13 protein-coding genes are annotated in these 17500 nt (G+C 57.4%); 4 read left to right on the forward strand and 9 right to left on the reverse strand.

Annotation, left to right across the window (positions count from 1 at the left end):
- Positions 1–17: 17 nt before the first annotated feature.
- Entirely contained in the window at positions 18–2570 is a 2553-nt protein-coding gene (gene gyrB / locus ACKVOS_RS00985; protein WP_409210155.1) for a DNA topoisomerase (ATP-hydrolyzing) subunit B, read from the reverse strand.
- Positions 2571–3013: 443 nt separating this feature from the next.
- Between gyrB and ACKVOS_RS00990 the strand changes: the two genes are divergently transcribed.
- Together ACKVOS_RS00990 and ACKVOS_RS00995 are read left to right on the forward strand one after the other, a co-directional pair.
- Positions 3014–4582, forward strand: a complete 1569-nt coding sequence (locus ACKVOS_RS00990) for a class I adenylate-forming enzyme family protein (protein WP_409210156.1) — start codon at positions 3014–3016, stop codon at positions 4580–4582.
- On the forward strand, positions 4572–5042 hold the full coding sequence (locus ACKVOS_RS00995) for a DUF2721 domain-containing protein (protein ID WP_409210157.1): 471 nt from the start codon (positions 4572–4574) through the stop codon (positions 5040–5042). The genes ACKVOS_RS00990 and ACKVOS_RS00995 overlap by 11 nt, the downstream gene beginning before the upstream one ends.
- A 92-nt stretch (positions 5043–5134) precedes the next feature.
- Here ACKVOS_RS00995 and coaD read toward each other — a convergent pair whose 3' ends face one another.
- Genes coaD through ACKVOS_RS01010 form a run of 3 tightly spaced genes read right to left on the reverse strand, consistent with a single transcriptional unit; the run spans position 5135 to position 6762 of the window.
- Positions 5135–5635 carry a pantetheine-phosphate adenylyltransferase gene (gene coaD / locus ACKVOS_RS01000; protein WP_409210158.1) on the reverse strand — a complete coding sequence of 167 codons (501 nt, stop codon included), beginning with the start codon at positions 5633–5635 and terminating at the stop codon, positions 5135–5137.
- Positions 5635–6516, reverse strand: coding sequence for a polyprenyl synthetase family protein (locus ACKVOS_RS01005; RefSeq protein WP_158902260.1), 882 nt, complete (start codon positions 6514–6516; stop codon positions 5635–5637). Before ACKVOS_RS01005 ends, coaD begins: the two co-directional genes overlap by 1 nt.
- A gap of 6 nt (positions 6517–6522) precedes the next feature.
- A complete protein-coding gene (locus ACKVOS_RS01010; protein WP_409210159.1) occupies positions 6523–6762 on the reverse strand; it encodes an exodeoxyribonuclease VII small subunit in 240 nt (79 codons plus the stop codon).
- A gap of 119 nt (positions 6763–6881) precedes the next feature.
- Between ACKVOS_RS01010 and ACKVOS_RS01015 the strand changes: the two genes are divergently transcribed.
- Complete coding sequence (locus tag ACKVOS_RS01015; protein ID WP_409210160.1) at positions 6882–7328, forward strand: hypothetical protein; 447 nt, start codon at positions 6882–6884, stop codon at positions 7326–7328.
- Between the two features lie 50 nt (positions 7329–7378).
- Here the strand turns inward: ACKVOS_RS01015 and ACKVOS_RS01020 are convergent, their stop codons facing one another.
- Complete coding sequence (locus ACKVOS_RS01020; RefSeq protein ID WP_409210161.1) at positions 7379–8560, reverse strand: phospholipase D-like domain-containing protein; 1182 nt, start codon at positions 8558–8560, stop codon at positions 7379–7381.
- 130 nt (positions 8561–8690) lie between these two features.
- Here ACKVOS_RS01020 and rpoZ point away from each other — a divergent pair, with 130 nt between their 5' ends.
- Complete coding sequence (gene rpoZ / locus ACKVOS_RS01025; RefSeq protein WP_409210162.1) at positions 8691–9035, forward strand: DNA-directed RNA polymerase subunit omega; 345 nt, start codon at positions 8691–8693, stop codon at positions 9033–9035.
- A gap of 66 nt (positions 9036–9101) precedes the next feature.
- On the opposite strand, the gene ACKVOS_RS01030 is transcribed toward rpoZ, so the two are convergent.
- From ACKVOS_RS01030 to ACKVOS_RS01045, 4 genes are all read right to left on the reverse strand, one after another.
- Positions 9102–9662 carry a hypothetical protein gene (locus ACKVOS_RS01030; protein WP_409210163.1) on the reverse strand — a complete coding sequence of 187 codons (561 nt, stop codon included), beginning with the start codon at positions 9660–9662 and terminating at the stop codon, positions 9102–9104.
- Positions 9663–9728: 66 nt separating this feature from the next.
- Complete coding sequence (gene ftsH / locus ACKVOS_RS01035; protein WP_409210164.1) at positions 9729–11681, reverse strand: ATP-dependent zinc metalloprotease FtsH; 1953 nt, start codon at positions 11679–11681, stop codon at positions 9729–9731.
- 203 nt (positions 11682–11884) lie between these two features.
- Positions 11885–13882 (reverse strand): sulfotransferase, encoded by a 1998-nt coding sequence (locus ACKVOS_RS01040; RefSeq protein WP_409210165.1) that lies wholly within the window; start codon positions 13880–13882, stop codon positions 11885–11887.
- A 156-nt stretch (positions 13883–14038) separates the two neighbouring features.
- Positions 14039–17176, reverse strand: coding sequence for a TonB-dependent receptor domain-containing protein (locus ACKVOS_RS01045; RefSeq protein WP_409210166.1), 3138 nt, complete (start codon positions 17174–17176; stop codon positions 14039–14041).
- Between the last annotated feature and the right edge of the window lie 324 nt (positions 17177–17500).

The following is a 17500-nucleotide window of genomic DNA, read 5'->3' on the forward strand; positions in this document are numbered from 1 at the left end:
CGAGGTGATATGACCGATCATACGTCCAGATTGGCCACGTTCAGCGCGTTCTCCACGATGAAATCGCGCCGGGGTTCGACGACTTCGCCCATCAATTTGGTAAAGATATCGTCGGCCACATCCGCCTGATCGATCTCCACGCGCAGCAGGCTGCGGTGGTTGGGGTCGAGCGTGGTTTCCCAGAGCTGTTCGGCGTTCATTTCGCCCAAGCCTTTGTAGCGCGAAATCGACAGGCCCTTGCGGCCCGCGGCCAGCACGGCGTCGAGCAGTTCGGACGGACGGGTGATCGCGCCCTTGTTGCCGATGCCCGCTGGCGTAACAGCGCGCTGCACCTGATCGCCGACAGCGGTGATGTCTTCGCCTTCATCGTCGATCTCGGCTTCTACTTCGACAACCACAGCGCCGGTCGATTTGATCAGGCGCGCTGGTGTTTCGTAGCTAGCGCTTTCCTCGCTGGCGAGCTTGTGTAAACGGCGTGCCTCTGCCGAAAGCAGGAAGGCCGCTTCGATGATGTGGTGGTCGGTCACGCCGCGCCACAGCCGTTCAAAATGATAGCCGCCATCGGCAGCCACGCGGCCGGTCCATTTGCCTTCGACATCCTGCGCGCCCATCCATGCGGCAGCCTTTGCGACCGCAGCCGTGCGATCGCTTGCATCGGGGTCGAGTGCGCCGGTCAGCGCCATCGCCTCGACAATTGTCGGGTCATAGCGGCGCGGAACAAATGCCATCAGGCTGCGCATCCGGCGCGCATGGTCAACCAAAGCACCCAGATCCGCACCGGCACGCTGTCCGCCTGCGCCTTCGAGGACAATACCATTGAGGCCGACTTCGACCAGATGGTCATCGAGCGCGCGGTCGTCCTTCACATAAATCTCACTGCGTCCCTTGGCGACCTTGTACAAAGGCGGCTGCGCGATAAAGAGATGGCCGTTCTCGATAATCTCCGGCATCTGCCGGTAGAAGAAGGTGAGCAACAGCGTGCGGATATGGCTGCCGTCGACGTCAGCGTCGGTCATGATGACGATCTTGTGGTAGCGCAGTTTTTCAATGTTGAAATCCTCACGCCCGATGCCGGTGCCCATCGCCTGGATGAGCGTGCCGACTTCCTTGGAGGACAGCATCCGGTCAAAACGCGCGCGTTCGACGTTCAGGATTTTACCCTTCAATGGCAGGATCGCCTGATAATGCCGGTCACGGCCCTGCTTGGCAGAGCCGCCTGCGGAGTCCCCTTCGACCAGGAAGAGTTCGGATTTCGCCGGATCCTTTTCCTGACAATCCGCGAGCTTGCCGGGCAAGGACGCGACGCTCATCACCGATTTGCGGCTGGCTTCACGCGCCTTGCGCGCGGCTTCGCGGGCGGCGGCGGCGTCGATGACCTTCTGGATCACGGTGCGCGCATGGCCGGGATTTTCCTCCAGCCATTCGCTCATCCGGTCAGCCATCAGGCTTTCCAGCGGCTGCCGCACTTCGGACGAGACCAGCTTGTCCTTGGTCTGGCTCGAAAATTTGGGGTCAGGCAATTTGACCGAGACAATCGCGGTCAAACCTTCGCGCATATCGTCGCCGGTCAGGGTGACTTTCTCTTTCTTCAATACGCCCGATTTCTCGGCATAATTGTTCAGCGTGCGGGTCAGAGCAGAGCGGAACGCCGCCAAGTGCGTGCCGCCGTCGCGCTGCGGAATGTTATTGGTAAAACACAGCACATTTTCATAATAGCTGTCGTTCCATTCAAGCGCGACGTCGATGCCGATGCCGTCGCGTTGAGACGAAATGGTGATCGGCTCTGCCAACAGCGCCGCCTTGTTCCGGTCGAGATATTTCACGAAAGCGCCGATGCCGCCTTCATAATAAAGGTCGTGTTCCTTGATCTCTTCATGCCGTTTGTCGCGCAGCAGGATGCGGACGCCCGAGTTGAGGAAAGCCAGTTCGCGGTAGCGATGCTCAAGCTTGTCAAAGTCGAATTCGAGGACATTTTTGAACGTCTCGGTCGAGGCCATGAAGGTTACGCGGGTGCCCTTCTTGCCCTCGGGCGCGTCGCCCACGACCTTGAGCGGCCCCACGGCATCGCCATGTTCGAAGCGCATCCAATGTTCTTTGCCCTCACGCCAGATGGTGAGTTCGAGAAATTCCGAAAGCGCGTTCACAACCGACACGCCCACGCCGTGCAGACCACCCGACACCTTATAGGCATTGTCGTCGGATGTGTTTTCAAACTTACCGCCTGCGTGCAACTGGGTCATGATGACCTCGGCCGCCGACACGCCTTCTTCGGTATGCATCCCTGTTGGAATACCGCGACCATTGTCCTCGACACTGACCGAACCATCGGGGTTGAGTTCGATCAATACCAGATCGCAATGCCCGGCCAGCGCCTCGTCAATCGCGTTGTCCGATACCTCGAACACCATATGGTGCAGACCCGACCCGTCGTCGGTGTCGCCAATATACATGCCCGGCCGCTTACGCACGGCATCAAGCCCCTTCAACACCTTGATGCTGTCGGCGCCATATTCATTCTGGTTGGGGGAAGCGGCGCTATCGCCGGTACGCTCTTCAGGTATATCATTCATCGTGGCACTATAAAGGAAGCTGCGCCAAAACCCAAGCTAATGCGACCGTTTTCCACATCTATTTGACTTGTAAAATCAGGCAGTTGGCTGTTTTTCGATGTTGCGCGGATTATTTCGTCAAAAGGAAGAAGGAAAAGAAGAAAAAAGGAAGTGGGTTCGCGCCATTCTTTACCTCGCACTACGTCACCCTGAACTTGTTTCAGGGTCCATCCAGAGGGCGCCCCCGTGGGTAGAGTTATGAAGCCTACCATAACTTTTAAGCATTCCACGGCGGAGTTTCGCGGAGCGATAGACCCTGAAACAAGTTCAGAGTGACGGGAAGTCTAAGGAAGACGCGAACTCGGGAATGTCTCCATTTCCAACCCTTTTTCCTTCTTTTCCTTCTTCCTTCTGACGAAAAAACTGGCACAACCAAATTTCCGAAATCCAACCCAAGGCACCCAATGACCTTTGATCCGCAGGCCGAACTTGAAAAACCCTTTGGCTCCTACCCCGATCTGATTGCGCATTGGGGGCAGGACCGGCCGGGGCGGGTTGCGCTTGATGATGGGCGGGAGAGTTTGACCTGGGGGCAGGTGGCGGCGCTGGTTGACCGGATGGCGACGCAGATGCAGCGCGATGGATTGCGCAAGGGGCAGGCGGTCGCGATCCTCGGCACGACCTCGGTCCGCTATGCCCTCGCCTATCTGGCCGCCGTGCGGGCGGGTGGCTGTGCGGCGCCGCTCACGACTTCAGCCGCGCCCGGGCAGCTTGACGCGATGCTGCGCGACAGCGGGGCGATGCATCTGTTCATCGACGCACCCAAGCGCGCTGATCTGGCGGGGGAAGATCTGCCGCCGCTCAAAACCATCATGCTGGACGCCCCACTGCCCGATGCGCCGGACATATATGGTTGGATGGCGGAGGAAGGCGCGACGCCAGCAGATTTGGGCTGCACCGCCAGCGATCCGTTCAACATCATCTATTCCAGCGGCACGACCGGCACGCCCAAGGGCATTGTCCATTCGCGCGGGATGCGCTGGAAACATGCCGCCGTCGGCCCCAATGCAGGCTATGGCGAGCCGGAGCAGAAAACGCTCATCTCCACGCCGCTTTATTCGAACACGACGCTCGCGCTGGTGATGCCGACGCTCGCTTATGGCGGCAGCCTTTACATGATGCCCAAATTCGACGCCGCGCGCTATCTGGAGATTGCAGCGGGGGAACGGATTACGCACACCATGCTGGTGCCGGTGCAGTATAAGCGCCTGATGGAACATGACGCGTTCGACAGCTTCGACCTGTCGTCCTTCCAGATCAAATATTGCACCAGCGCACCCTTTTCCGCCACATTAAAGGCCGAGGTGGTCCGCCGCTGGCCGGGGGCGCTGATCGAGATTTATTCGATGACCGAGGGCGGCGTCGTCTGCCTTTTGCACGCGCATAAATATCCGGACAAGCTGCACACCGTCGGCCAGCCCGCACCGGGCAGCGAGGTGTTCACCATCGACGAAGAAGGCAACCGCCTGCCGCCGGGCAGCATTGGCGAACTTGTCGGGCGGTCGCCGACGATGATGTCCGGATACCAGAACCAGCCGGAAAAAACGCAGGAAGCAAGCTGGTACGATGAAGACGGCGGCCGGTGGCAGCGGATGGGCGATATCGGCCGCGTCGATGAAGACGGCTTTGTCGAACTGGTCGGCCGCGCCAAGGACATGATCATTTCGGGCGGGTTCAACATCTACCCCGTCGATCTGGAGGCCGTGTTGCTGCAGCATCCGGATGTCGAGGAAGCCGCCGTGATCGGCATGCCGAGCGAACAATGGGGCGAAACACCCATCGGCTTTGTCACGCCCGCCAAGGGTGCCGCGCTCGACAGCGCCGCCGTGCTGGCCGCGACCAATGCGCAGCTTGGCAAGACGCAGCGCCTGTCCGCGCTTTACGAAATTGCCGAAATGCCGCGCAGCCATATCGGCAAGCTGCTGAAAACCGACCTGCGCGATCTCGCGGCGGAGAAGCAGCATGCATCCTGAATTCGGGCCCAATCTGACGGTCGTCATCTCGGTGTTGCAAACCGCACTGACGCCCGCATTTCTGCTGGTTGCGGTGGGCAGCCTGCTCAATGTCCTGACCGGCCGCCTGTCGCGCATTGTCGACCGCTCCCGCGATTTGCAGCAACTGCACGGCGTCACCGAAAGCGCGGCGCATCAGCGGGTGGTGAGCGAGCTGCGCATCATCGAACGGCGGATGCGCGTGGTCGGATCGTCCATTCTGTTCGCGGTGCTGTCGGCCATCACCGTGTGCATCATGATCGCTCTGCTGTTCTTGATGGGCCTGACGCAGTTTTCGGCACCCTGGATCGCGGTGTCAGTCTTCATGCTGTCGCTGGCGCTGCTCGCAACCTGCCTGCTGCAATTTGTGCATGAAATCCGGCTCGCGACGCATGCGATCCATGTGCCGGAGGAATATCTGGAACTGCCGGAAAAGGGGTGAGGGCGGAGGCGTTGGGGACAGTCCCTGCAGGGACAGTCCCCGTAGACTTCACGCGGGGACTGTCCCCTCGGGGACTGTCCCCAACCCCTGACCTACCCCTTCTTCTCCGCAACTCGCGCGACCACTTCGTCGCGAATGGGGGGCGTCACGAACTTGCCGATCTCCCCGCCATACAGTGCGATTTCCTTGACGAGGCGCGAGGCGATGGGTTGCAGGGCGACGTCGGCCATCAGAAACACTGTTTCGACGCGGTTGTTGAGCTGCCGGTTCATGCCGGTGAGCTGATATTCATATTCGAAGTCGGTCACGCCGCGAATGCCGCGGATCACCGTCGATGCGCCAACCGATTCCGCAAAATCCATCAGCAGCGAATTGAAACCCACAACGCGGATGGTCGCATCGCCGATGCTCGCCACTTCGCGTTCGACCATCGCGATGCGTTCGTCGTCGGAAAACATCGGCGATTTGGCGGCGTTGGTGGTGACGCCGATGACCAGCATATCTACCAGCTTCGCGCCGCGCCGGATGATGTCCATATGCCCCAAGGTGATGGGGTCAAAGGTGCCGGGATATACGCCGATGCGATGTGTCATTAACGGTCCCTCTCCGTAATATAATTGGCAATGGCCCGCAGCAGGTCGGCTTCGCTGCCATAGCTTGCCAAATGCTCGTTCGCCTGCGCGACCAGCATGCCCGCCTGTTGCTTGGCGCGGTCGAGGCCCATCAGCGAGACAAAGGTCCCCTTGCCCGCCTCGGCATCCTTTTGCAGCGCCTTGCCGGCGAGTTCGGGATCGCCCTCTACATCCAATATGTCGTCGGCAATCTGGAAAGCGAGGCCGATATCGCGGGCATAGCCTTTCAGATGCGCGCGGCCTTCGGGCGGGATATGGCCGAGGATCGCACCCATTTCGACGCTGGCAGCAATCAACGCGCCGGTCTTCAGGGCCTGCAAACGTGTCACCGTGGGCAGGTCAAAGGTCGTCTTTTCCGCCTCCAGATCCATCATCTGCCCGCCCGCCATGCCATCAGGGCCGCTCGCCAGCGCAAGGGTGGCGATCAGTTCGCTGCGGATGAAAGGGTCGGTGTGGGTGCGCGAGCTTGCCAGGATTTCAAAGGCCAGCGCATGCAGCGAGTCGCCCGCGAGCACGGCGGTCGCCTCGCCAAAAGCGCGGTGCACGGTGGGCTTGCCCCGCCGCATATCGTCATCATCCATGCACGGCAGGTCGTCATGGATCAGCGAATAGACATGGATCGCCTCCACCGCCGTGCCAACGCGCAGCGCGACATCGCGGTCGACATGGAACAGGGCGGCGGTCGCGGTGACCAGCAAGGGCCGCAATCTTTTGCCCCCGCCAATCGCCGCATGGCGCATCGCGGCATAGAGCGGGTCGCGCGCATCGCCGGGCAGCGCGAGCAGCCGGTCAAATTCGGCGTCTACATCCGCAGCTATCTGGTTCAGCGCGTCGTGCAACATATCCGGTCAGCCGGCGTCGAAGGGCGTGGTGCCAGCAGGCGTGCCGTCGGGGCCCAGCGTGATCGCCTCGATCCGCGCCTTTGCCGCATCCAGCCGTTGCTGACACAGCGCGCGCAACTCGTTGCCCTTTTCATAGAGCGCAATCGATTCGTCGAGCGGCGCTTCCCCGCTTTCCAGCTTGTGGACGATATCCTCAAGCGCGCGCAGCGCCTGTTCGAAATTCAGTTCGGGTGCTTCGGAAGACATCCCCCTGCAATGGCGCTAGCGGCTGTTCGGGTCAAGCCTTTCGGGTAATCGCAAAATTCTTTGGCGGACGCGCATTTTTGCTTTTCAATGGCGAAAGGCTACGGCAAACGGGCCGCCTTATGAAAACACCTCTCCTGATCCTCGCCCCCTTGTCCATGCTGGCGTTAGCGGCATGCAACCAAACCGAAACCCCTGCCGCCGGTGAAGCCGACGCGACCAAGGCCACCGCGGCCGCAGAAGAAATCGAAATGCCGCCCGCGATCACTGCCTCTGGCACCTATCGCTGCGCCGACAACACGATCCTCTATGTCGATTTCCTCGGCGCGAATGAAGCCGCCGACATCCGCGTAGGCGACAAGGCCGCCACCGCCGTCCGCGTCACCGCACCTGCTCCCGAAGCGCCTGCCGCTGACGCCGCCGCAACCGACGCCGCCAAGCCCGCAGCCGAAGCAGCCCCCGCCGGTCCGCTGACATCCGCAGACGGCGAAAGCACGCTTGCGGGCGCTGGCAAGGAAATCAAGGTCAAGCTTTCCGGCAAAAACGAACAGATTTGCAAAAGTAGCTAGTTTAACCAGGGGCTGTGCTTTCGGGACAGCCCCCCATTCCAATATTGCCGTTACCGGTTGCGCAGCAACCTGAATTTGATCCGGCGGCCGACCGTATAGTCCACCGTGTTCACTAGAAAATACGCAAGGCCGCCCTTGAATCGGCTCCACCAGCGGTCGCGATTTTTCACGAGCGTACCCGTTTGTTCTTCAGATTGTTCGACCAACAGGTTGACCAGACCGCGCATATGGGCGGCCAATGCGGCGTCCTTTATCCGAACCATGATTTCCAGATTGATAAACAGGCTGCGGACATCGAGATTGGCCGAGCCGATGTAAACTGCATCATCGATAACCATCAATTTCATATGCAACGGGCGGGTCTGATATTCATACAGGCGTGCTTTGCGCTTTATCAGATAGCGATAGAGCAAACGGGCCGCGGGGATAGTTGCGCCATTGTCGGTCTTGCCCGCCAGCACGAGGCGCGACCCAGCGTTACGCTTGGCCACACGGGCCACACGGCGCAGGATGGTTTGCGAAGGCGAAAAATAAGCCGAGACAATATCGAACTTCTTACCCACCTGTAACGATCGTTTTAAGGTCAACGCCCACGGCGAAATGCGGTTGGTCGGGCCGCCGAGCAGCCACTGTATCTCTCCGATCCCTGGTCGCCAGTTTTTGATGACTCCGCGGATCCCCAGATAACGGACCTTGCCGTCATGCGACAACCGGTCAAGATCATCAAAATAATTGGCAAGACGTGCCACTTCGGCCCCGGAGAGTATCAAACCCAAATCTTCCCAGCTGTCCTCTCCGGCGCGGCCGAAATATTGGTTGGTGATGTTAAACCCACCTACCAGAGCGATGGCAGCGTCGGCTATGAGCATCTTTTGGTGGTTACGGATCAGATATCCGAAGCCTTTGCGAGTGCTGAAAAAATGATATGCCCCGCCGGCCCGGACCAGCGGTTCGAAAAATGCGTAATCGAGATCGGCCGAACCGAAACTGTCGACAATAAGCTGCACCTGCACGCCGCGCTTTGCCGCGCCAATCAACGCATCCAATATCTCCCTGCCGGTTTCGTCGTCCGCGTACATATAGAAAAACATCCGGATCGACTGCGTCGCCGCCGCAATCACTGCGTGCATCGCGGCGAGCCTCACTTCGGGCGCGTGGACAACAAAAAGGTCATGCCCAGCGACGTCAAAATGTTTTCCGGGAAATCCGGTAAGGGAAAGACGGGCCGCCATCAGGTCGAGGTAGTGCCTCCCGCCAAAATCGGCAAGCAAAGCATGGGACACGCCGTTTTCGTTGACATTTTCCTGCTATAACCTTAGGTGCGCTCAACTTTCCGAAATTTGCGAAGAATCAGGAGCCACTATGGCACGCGTTACCGTTGAAGATTGCATTGATAAGGTTACCAATCGTTTTGACCTCGTATTGCTCGCAGCCGAGCGTGCCCGCGAAATTTCCGGCGGTGCGGAACTGACCGTCGACCGTGACCGTGATAAAAATCCCGTTGTTGCCTTGCGCGAAATCGCTGACGAAACTGTCCGTCCTGAACATCTGCAGGAAGGCCTTGTTCAATCGCTGCAGAAGGTCCAGGTCGACGAAGACGAAGAAGCCGATGAAATCGGTTCGATCAGCCTGTCGGCTGAGGCACTTCGCCTGACCGCAGCAGCCCCGGCGCGCGGCGCTGGTATGCAGCGCGATTACGACCGGTAATCCGGTCCGTCCAAAACAAAGTTCAAAAGGCCCGGCATCGACCGGGCCTTTTCTTTTTTAGGGATGTTATTCGGTGCGACCTGACAATATCCGCAATTGAATGCGACCGCTTTCCAGAAAAGGCGCGACGATGGCCGCCATACGCGCCTGCCGTTCGGTGACCATAGCGCGGTTGAAGAAGGTGTTAGCGATGACATCGGCAATTTGCAGGCCGGGCAGGCGGTGGCTCAGTTCCAGTTGCGCGTTGCCGCATGGGCCGATCAACGCCGCGATATCTTTGCGGACCCGCGCCAAAGTGTCGGGGCCATAACGTCCGTCATCGATAAAAACCTGCGCACAACCGCCAGTCACAGGCAGGATTGCACCGACGGAATCCTCTAATAAGGCAGCATAGATCGCGACATCATGGTCTCCCCGATCACCCCCAATTTCGGGCGTTAAAGCCGAAATTGCAATCCCTACGGTCGCGGACCAGTTCAATACCGAAAGCAGTTCGAACAAAAGGGCGCGTTCGTCCAGATCAATCCGGCTACCTTTCAGTTCGCTTGACAGGCCGGTGGCCAACCGAAACCGGTCAAGTGCGAGTTGTGCGTCAGCGTCGTCAATAAAGAGCGCAGCCAGGGTCATCACACCCCGGCCTACACCGCCTGATTCATCGCAATAGATCGGCATGGTGCCGGACCCGGTCGGTGCTTACGCGCCTTGCGGGTTGGGTTCGCCCGATACATCGCCTGCCTTGCGGCGGCCTGCCTTGGGAATAGCAGTACCGATCTGCGGGATGCTCGACGGCTTGGCAATCGCGCCATCGTCCCGCTCGAACTTGCCGGTGGCTAGCAGCGACTTGATCTCGTCACCCGACAGAGTTTCGAATTCGAGCAGCGCATTGGCCAGCAGATGCAATTGCTTGCTGTGCTTTTTCAACAAATCCGTAGCCCGCTTGTGGCCGCCTTCGACCAGCTTTCGGATTTCGGCATCGATCTTCTTCGCGGTTTCATCTGACATGGCTGAACGTTGCGACATACCATAGCCGAGATAGCCGTCCTGCCGCTCTTCATATTGCAGCGGGCCCATCTCGTCGGACATGCCCCATTGGGTGACCATGTCGCGCGCGAGGCTGGTGGCGTACTGGATATCGCTCGACGCGCCCGACGACACCTTGTCATAGCCGAAGATCAGCTCTTCGGCGACGCGGCCGCCCATCGATACCGACAGGTTGGCGTGCATCTTGTCGCGGTGATAGCTGTAGCTGTCGCGTTCCGGCAGGCGCATGACCATACCCAGCGCACGGCCGCGCGGGATAATCGTTGCCTTGTGGATCGGATCCGATGCAGTTTCATGGATCGAAACAATCGCGTGACCAGCCTCATGATAAGCGGTCATTTTCTTTTCGTCTTCAGTCATGACCATCGACCTGCGTTCGGTGCCCATCATGACCTTGTCTTTGGCGTCTTCGAATTCCTGCATCGCCACCAGACGTTTACCACGTCGTGCCGCCAGCAAGGCCGCCTCGTTCACCAGATTGGCAAGGTCGGCGCCGGAGAAGCCGGGCGTACCACGCGCGATGACGCGGCCATCAACATCGGGGGCAAGTGGCACGCGCTTCATATGCACTTCAAGGATCTTTACGCGGCCATCAATGTCGGGACGCGGCACAACAACCTGACGGTCGAAACGGCCGGGACGCAGCAAGGCGGGGTCGAGCACGTCGGGACGGTTGGTGGCAGCGACGATGATGATGCCTTCATTGGCTTCAAAGCCGTCCATTTCGACGAGCAGCTGGTTCAATGTCTGCTCACGCTCGTCATTCTGGTTGCCAAGGCCTGCGCCACGGCTACGGCCCACGGCGTCGATTTCGTCGATAAAGACGATGCACGGCGCGTTTTTCTTGGCCTGTTCGAACATGTCGCGCACGCGGCTTGCGCCGACGCCGACGAACATTTCGACAAAGTCCGAACCGGAGATGGAGAAGAAGGGCACGCCTGCCTCACCGGCAATGGCGCGGGCGAGCAATGTCTTGCCGGTGCCCGGCGAACCAACGAGCAAAGCACCCTTGGGGATTTTGCCACCCAGGCGCGAGAATTTGTGCGGGTCCTTCAGGAATTCGACGATTTCCTGCAGCTCTTCGCGTGCCTCATCGATACCGGCGACATCTTCAAAGGTGACGCGGCCATGTTTTTCGGTGAGCAACTTCGCCTTGGACTTGCCAAAGCCCATCGCACCACCCGCGCCGCCGCCTTTTTGCATCTGACGCAGAACGAAAAAAGCGATGCCGAGGATCAGCAGGAAAGGGAGCGCCTGATAAACTAGAATCAACAACAGGCTTGGCTGTTCTTCGGCCTTGCCTTGCACATCCACGCCCTTTTCATCGAGCAACGGGTACAGACTGTTGTCGCCGGGAATAGGAACCGTGATGAAAATTTCATCATTCTGCAATTTGCCGGTGATGCGTTCCGGCGCAATGGCAACCGATTTGACCTCGCCCGCTTCGACCTTATCCCGGAAACTGGAATAGCTGATACCCTTGGCAGGTTCCGATGATCCGCCAAATATCGATGCAACAAGCAATATGGCGACAATGATGGCTGACCAAATTGCCATATTACGCAACAACGGATTGCCTTTGGACTCCGGTTCTTCGTTCATCATTTACGCCTTGATTATCATCACCTGCGCAATGTGCAGCAGATTATCCCTGCAATGTAAGCGAGAATGTTTGAATGACAATATAATGAAGTGCAATTTTTGCTCGGAGAGGCGGAGATTCCATAATCCTTGCGCCGAACGACGTTGTTACTAGAGCATGAAGCAATGGCGGCACGGACAGCCCCGCAGGACCTAAGGTCCTAACCCTATATCTCGTAACCAAATGCATCGGCCCAAGGACGCAACACGGGCAATACAGGCTCCAGCCGGTCTCGGTAACGTACCCAGCGGCCTGCAGCGCGTTGATAGATCGGTTCGGTCACTTGCGAATAGCTTGCGGTCGTAATCAATCCCCGCGCTTTTGCCGTGCTGCGATGGTCGAGCGCTTCGGCTTTCCATTCAAGGCCAAGAAATTCGAAAAGTGGCCGGACCTCTTGTTCAACATTTTCGATGAGCCGCTCGTATCGGATGACGTGCACATCGGGGGCAAACAGCTCCCGCGAACGCTGCCAATGCTGAAATGTCAGATCATAAAATTCGGCCGCATCCTCAAGCCGCAGGAAGTTTGACATGGCCGAGTTTAATCGGAAATTGCTCATATAGCAGCTCAGCAAAACGTCGCACGGGTGGCGTAAGGCTAATATGAAGCGGGCGTTGGGGAACAGTCGGCGAATGAGCGGAACTTTCTGAAGGAAAAGCGGCGATTTATCGATCAGCAAATCTGCCCCCGACACAGCGAAGCTGTCTCCGATTTCCTTAAAATAGTGCGATCGCGCACGCCGGATAGCCTCATCATCCAGCGACAAGGTTGCCGCCAGTCCGCCAATCGCACCATCAACGCGGTTTAGCGCGGGATGTTCTTCCAACACCGTCGTTTGGGGATGCCCCATCAATATGGTGTCGAGTAAGGTCGTCCCGGATCTCGGAAATCCGACGAGAAATACAGGGTCGCGGGAATCCGGATTTAGCCCGGGATGCGGCCACGAAGCCGCGATATCGTGCGTGAGCAACTGCAAATCGGAACGCAACCTCGCGCGGACGTCGTGGGCCCGCTGTACCGGATCGGATGCATCCAGCTGGTGCAACCGGTTTGTTTCGTCAAACGCGGCGAAGGCTTCGTCCGACAGCCCCATCCGATCCAACAGGGTTGCGCGTATGTGGGAGCTGCGTTCCGGCTCCAGAGTTGCCGGCAAATTCGTGATGCACTCCAGCGCCTCGGCAAATTGACCCGCGCGGCGAAATTCAAGCGCGCGCAGAAATCCCAAAACACCTGCGTCCAATCCGTGCAGTTCCGCCATGGCAATAAGCGGCGCGAATTCTTCTTCGCGGTTGGTATGTTCATAATGGATGGCCAGCCCCAGATAGGCTTCGGCCAGATGCGGATCGCTGGCAAGGGCGCGGCGGTAAGCTGTTTCGGCTTCGGCGGTACGCAAGATCATGCCATATTCGATGGCGAGTTTCAGTTGCATTCCCGCGTTTTCACTCTCGATAGTGACCGCTTGCTCCAACGCTGCGAGTGCCTTTTCAGGCTGGTTCAATCTTTTGAAGTGGGAATGAAGTTCGAACATGGGCCGCGCCGAATCCGGAAAATCCCGTATCATCTTTTCCAAAGCCTCTTCGGCATCCTTGGTTCGGCCAGCCGCGTCGTAAGCTGCGGCAAGGTTGAGCCGCGATGGTGCTGATTTGGGGTCCAGCGATACCGCACGTTCCAAGGCGCCGATGCTTGCTTCAAATTCCCCCAGAGGCTGCAGTGCATTGCCAAGATTGTTCCAGCTTTCGAAATCGTCCGCAACGCGGTCCACGACATATCTATACGCTTGGGCAGCATCGGCAAACCGGTCCAAGGATTGCGAGAGAAAGCCACGATAGCGCATAATGCGAAGCGATGGCTCCTGCTCGGCAAGTTCCCATGATGCGATCTCAAGTGCGGCCGAAACGTCGCCGGTTTCGATCAATATGGCGATAAGATTACCGGCAATGACGCCATCGGTCGGGTTCCCCCGATGGGCGAGATATAAATGGTCCGCAGCCGCTGTTGTGTCACCGTTCCGGGCCGATATCATGCCCAGAAAGGCATTCAGCGCCACTGGATCGCCAGATTGATCAAGGCCTTCTCGGGCGGTCTTGGTCGCAAGTGCGACATTGCCGAACCGAATGTGCGCCATCGCGATTTTCAGGATTTCAGCCGTTTTCGGGTCTAGCATGAATATCAGTCTATCTGTTTAACTCAAGAGCGCTTCTTTTGGCACAGGCCGACGGCAAATGCGACGGAAACGTAAAGGCTGCAAAGCCTGCTGATTACCCAAAAAAAAGGCGGCTGGTACATGACCAGCCGCCTAATCTTAGCAATCAAACCGGATTTAGAAATCCAGTGTTACACCAGCATAGAGATACCGGCCCAGTGCGTCATAGGTCGCAGGATAGGTATTGCCGTTGCAAGGACCGGTTGGGCACAGGTTGGATCCGGCACGTCCGCCGTTTCCTGATGTGACCAATGGCGGTTGCTTATCAAGCAGGTTGTTGACGCCCAGACGGAAGTTGAAATTGTCGCCAATTGCAACGGTCGTAGCCAGATCGAAGTAATCCTGTGCCTTGATGCGGAGACCCGGATCAAAGTTGAATGCACCGGCCAGCGATGGGTTCGTCGACAGCGTTTCCGCCCTTACTTTGCCAATACGACGCCATTGCAGTGACAGGCCAATGCCATTGGCCATCTGCAACGTTGTCCGCACCTTATGACGCCATTTAGGCAATGGAGCGCCACTGTCTGTGGTGCCGCCCTTGCTGCATGTTGGGCCATAGAGACCGGCGCAATCATAAGGTTGGGTCAGGCCATTGTCGACCTTGAAAGCATCCAGATAGGTTCCGACAAAGCTGAAGGACAATGTTCCGATGCTTCCCAGTTCCGTATTGTAACCGCTATTGATTTCAATACCTTTGGTTTGCACTTCACCGACGTTGTTCGGCAAATCGTTCACAAAACCGCCTGGTGTGAGCCAGATTGAACCCGCTGCGTCACGATCCACAAGTCCGCATGATACGGGGGTAAATGTAGCAGTCGCGTTTGCAATACAGTCACCCAAAATGGCATCTTGGCCGAACGAACGGATGGCGTTCGCGACCTTGATATCAAAATAGTCAACGGTGAGTGAAAAGCGCGGCAAGAACGATGGCTGGAATACGAAGCCAAAAGTCTTGGTCGTTGCCTTTTCCGGTGACAAATTGGGGTTGCCGCCAACAAAGCCATTATACTGACCAGCAGGGTTTGCCGCTGTCGTTTGACCGACCAGCAAACCTTGAGCCAGACAGCCAAAGTCAGTCGCTGTGATGACTACGCCCGCGCAAGGATCTACCGAACCATTCAAGCCAACTGTTGGCGTTGAAAACAGTTCCTGAATGTTAGGCGCACGAACCGCACGGTTATAGGCCGCACGGAAACGGATGTCTTCGACAGGCGCCAGATCGGCAGCAATCTTGTACGTGGTCGTGCTGTAGGAATTACCCGAGCTTGTCTTGTAATCCGAATAGCGGAAGCCAGAATTCAGCGACAATTCGTGAATGAAGTTATCCTGCACGATTGGGATCTGTGCTTCGGCGAAGAATTCCTTGACGCTGAAATCACCCGAAAGCGGCAAAGTCGCACCGCCCTGACCGGTCAGATCGCCCGTCTGGAACGCATTGTCGGTCAGCAGTTCGAGTGACTCTTTGCGCCACTCAACACCAACGTTGATGGCAACGCCGTCATTCGCCCAAGGGGCCTTGAAGCCATATTCGCCGAGCTGGCCGGTCAACGAAGCAGATATGACCTGCTCCGAAGTCTGGCCTTTTTGGAAACCGCTTGCGTCAAGATAATTGATCGCAGCAGCGCTCGCGCCACCCAGACCTGCAAATACGTTATAAGGAACGCAATTCGGGTCCGTGCCATCAAGTACCGAACGGCAAATTGGAACGCCGCCAGGTCCGGCAACAACGTCCAGTGCCTTGGTCAACCGTGCAACCGAAAATTCGTTGGTGTACACTTGCGTATAATTGGTGCGGCCATATTGGTAATAAGCGTCGTAGGACCATGCTTTACCCAAATCGCCCTTGCTGCCGAGAACAGCGCGGAAGTTGGTGTGCTGCAAATCGGAACGACGTGGTCCACCTTCAACGTTACGACGCAGCAACTGGAAATATGCCCGGTTGTAAGGCAGTCCGGTTGTAGGGTCGATGAAGTTGATCGGAGCAGCGCCGGGATTAGGGTTATATGGCGCGCCGACAGCAAGCGGGAATGTGCCAAGGAAACCGTTAATCAGGTTTTCATTGTCAAAAATGACCGCACGTTGCGCTGCCGAGATCAGCGGGTTGTCGCTGTTGATCGTCAATGTGTTACCAAAGTTACCTGATGGCGCGATCTGGGCGACCGTGCGGTCGTCCATGAACATGAACTCCATATAAGGCTTGATAGCATCATTGATTTCATAGTTCGCAAAAAGTCCCGCCGTGTAACGCTCATCGTTACGCTGGAAGAAGTTTGTAGGAGCAAAGTTGAAACGCGTTGCCGCATTGTTGAACCCGCCACCTGGTGCGAACGAATAAAAGGTCGAAGTGCCGCCGTCGAAAACAAGGACGTTACCTTCGGGTGAAGTCGCCGAACCACCGCACTGGTTCGCACCACCACCTGTGTTCTGAAGAACGCAAGCGCTGTAGTCACGATTTGCTTGAGTGACGGGCTTTACATTGCGATAGCCGAAATAGACCACAGCGTGTCCGCGATCGCCGTCAAAGCCGCTGCCGATCGAAACCGTGCCGTCAAAAGCGCCACCGTCGGTCACGCTGCCTTCTGGATATCCGTAACCGGCAAGGCCCTGCGCCTGACGTGCATCAAGCAACGGCGGCAGCAACTTGTTGCGGTTGTTATGCTGGAACAAGCTGTACTGGCCATCAAAGCGAACACCCGTAAAGTCGGTGTCGATAATAAAGTTCACAACACCGGCCACAGCATCGGCACCGTAAGTGGACGATGCACCACCGGTAAGTACTTCGACGCGCTTCAGGATGGAGGCAGGGATGATATTGATATCGGCAGCAGAACCGCTTCCTGGGCTAGGATCACCCGGAAGAAGACGACGACCATTGATCAGGCTCAAGGTACGGCTTGTTCCAAGACCACGAAGGTCAACCGAAGCCGTTCCGTCTGCACCGTTCGACAAGGTCGAAGCCTGGCTTGCGAAAACCGAAGGAAGCGAATTCAAAAGATCTTCAACCCGGACGGTTCCCTGAAGCTTGATGTCTTCGCTGCTGACAACGGTGATCGGGCTCGAGGATTCCAGATTTGGCCGCGCGATGCGCGAACCTGTGACGATGATTGCCTCGCTTACTTCTTCCTCGGCCGCATCTTGTGCGAACGAAGGTGTAGAAATCAGCGCCAGACCGATTGCAAGCGGTGCTGCGGCATATTTCAAATTGCTGATACGTGTAGTTTTCACGGTATAGCCCTCCATAGCTATTTGGGTCATGCAAACACTTTGGGTCGCGTTTGCAAAGCTTGTTAATGCCCCAGATTTTCATCCATTCCATGTGCATCGGGTATGCGCCACGGCGGAAAATTTACTCTAGGTTGCCTTCGCTTTGGCCGAAAAGCCTATGCCGCGCAAAGAAATTGCTGGATCGCGACGGGAAATTTTGGCGCATGTAGTATTTATGCCACAGTATTTTCAGGGTCAGCTTGCCCCCATGGGTCGGGCAATATTTACAGTGCAGAATATCAACATCGAATATCTTGTCCGTGATATTTCATTCATGACAGCGACAGCGGCTTTCGTTAATAGCGTCACAACCTT

The organism is Sphingorhabdus sp., from assembly GCF_046154385.1.
Lineage (GTDB): Bacteria > Pseudomonadota > Alphaproteobacteria > Sphingomonadales > Sphingomonadaceae > Sphingorhabdus_B.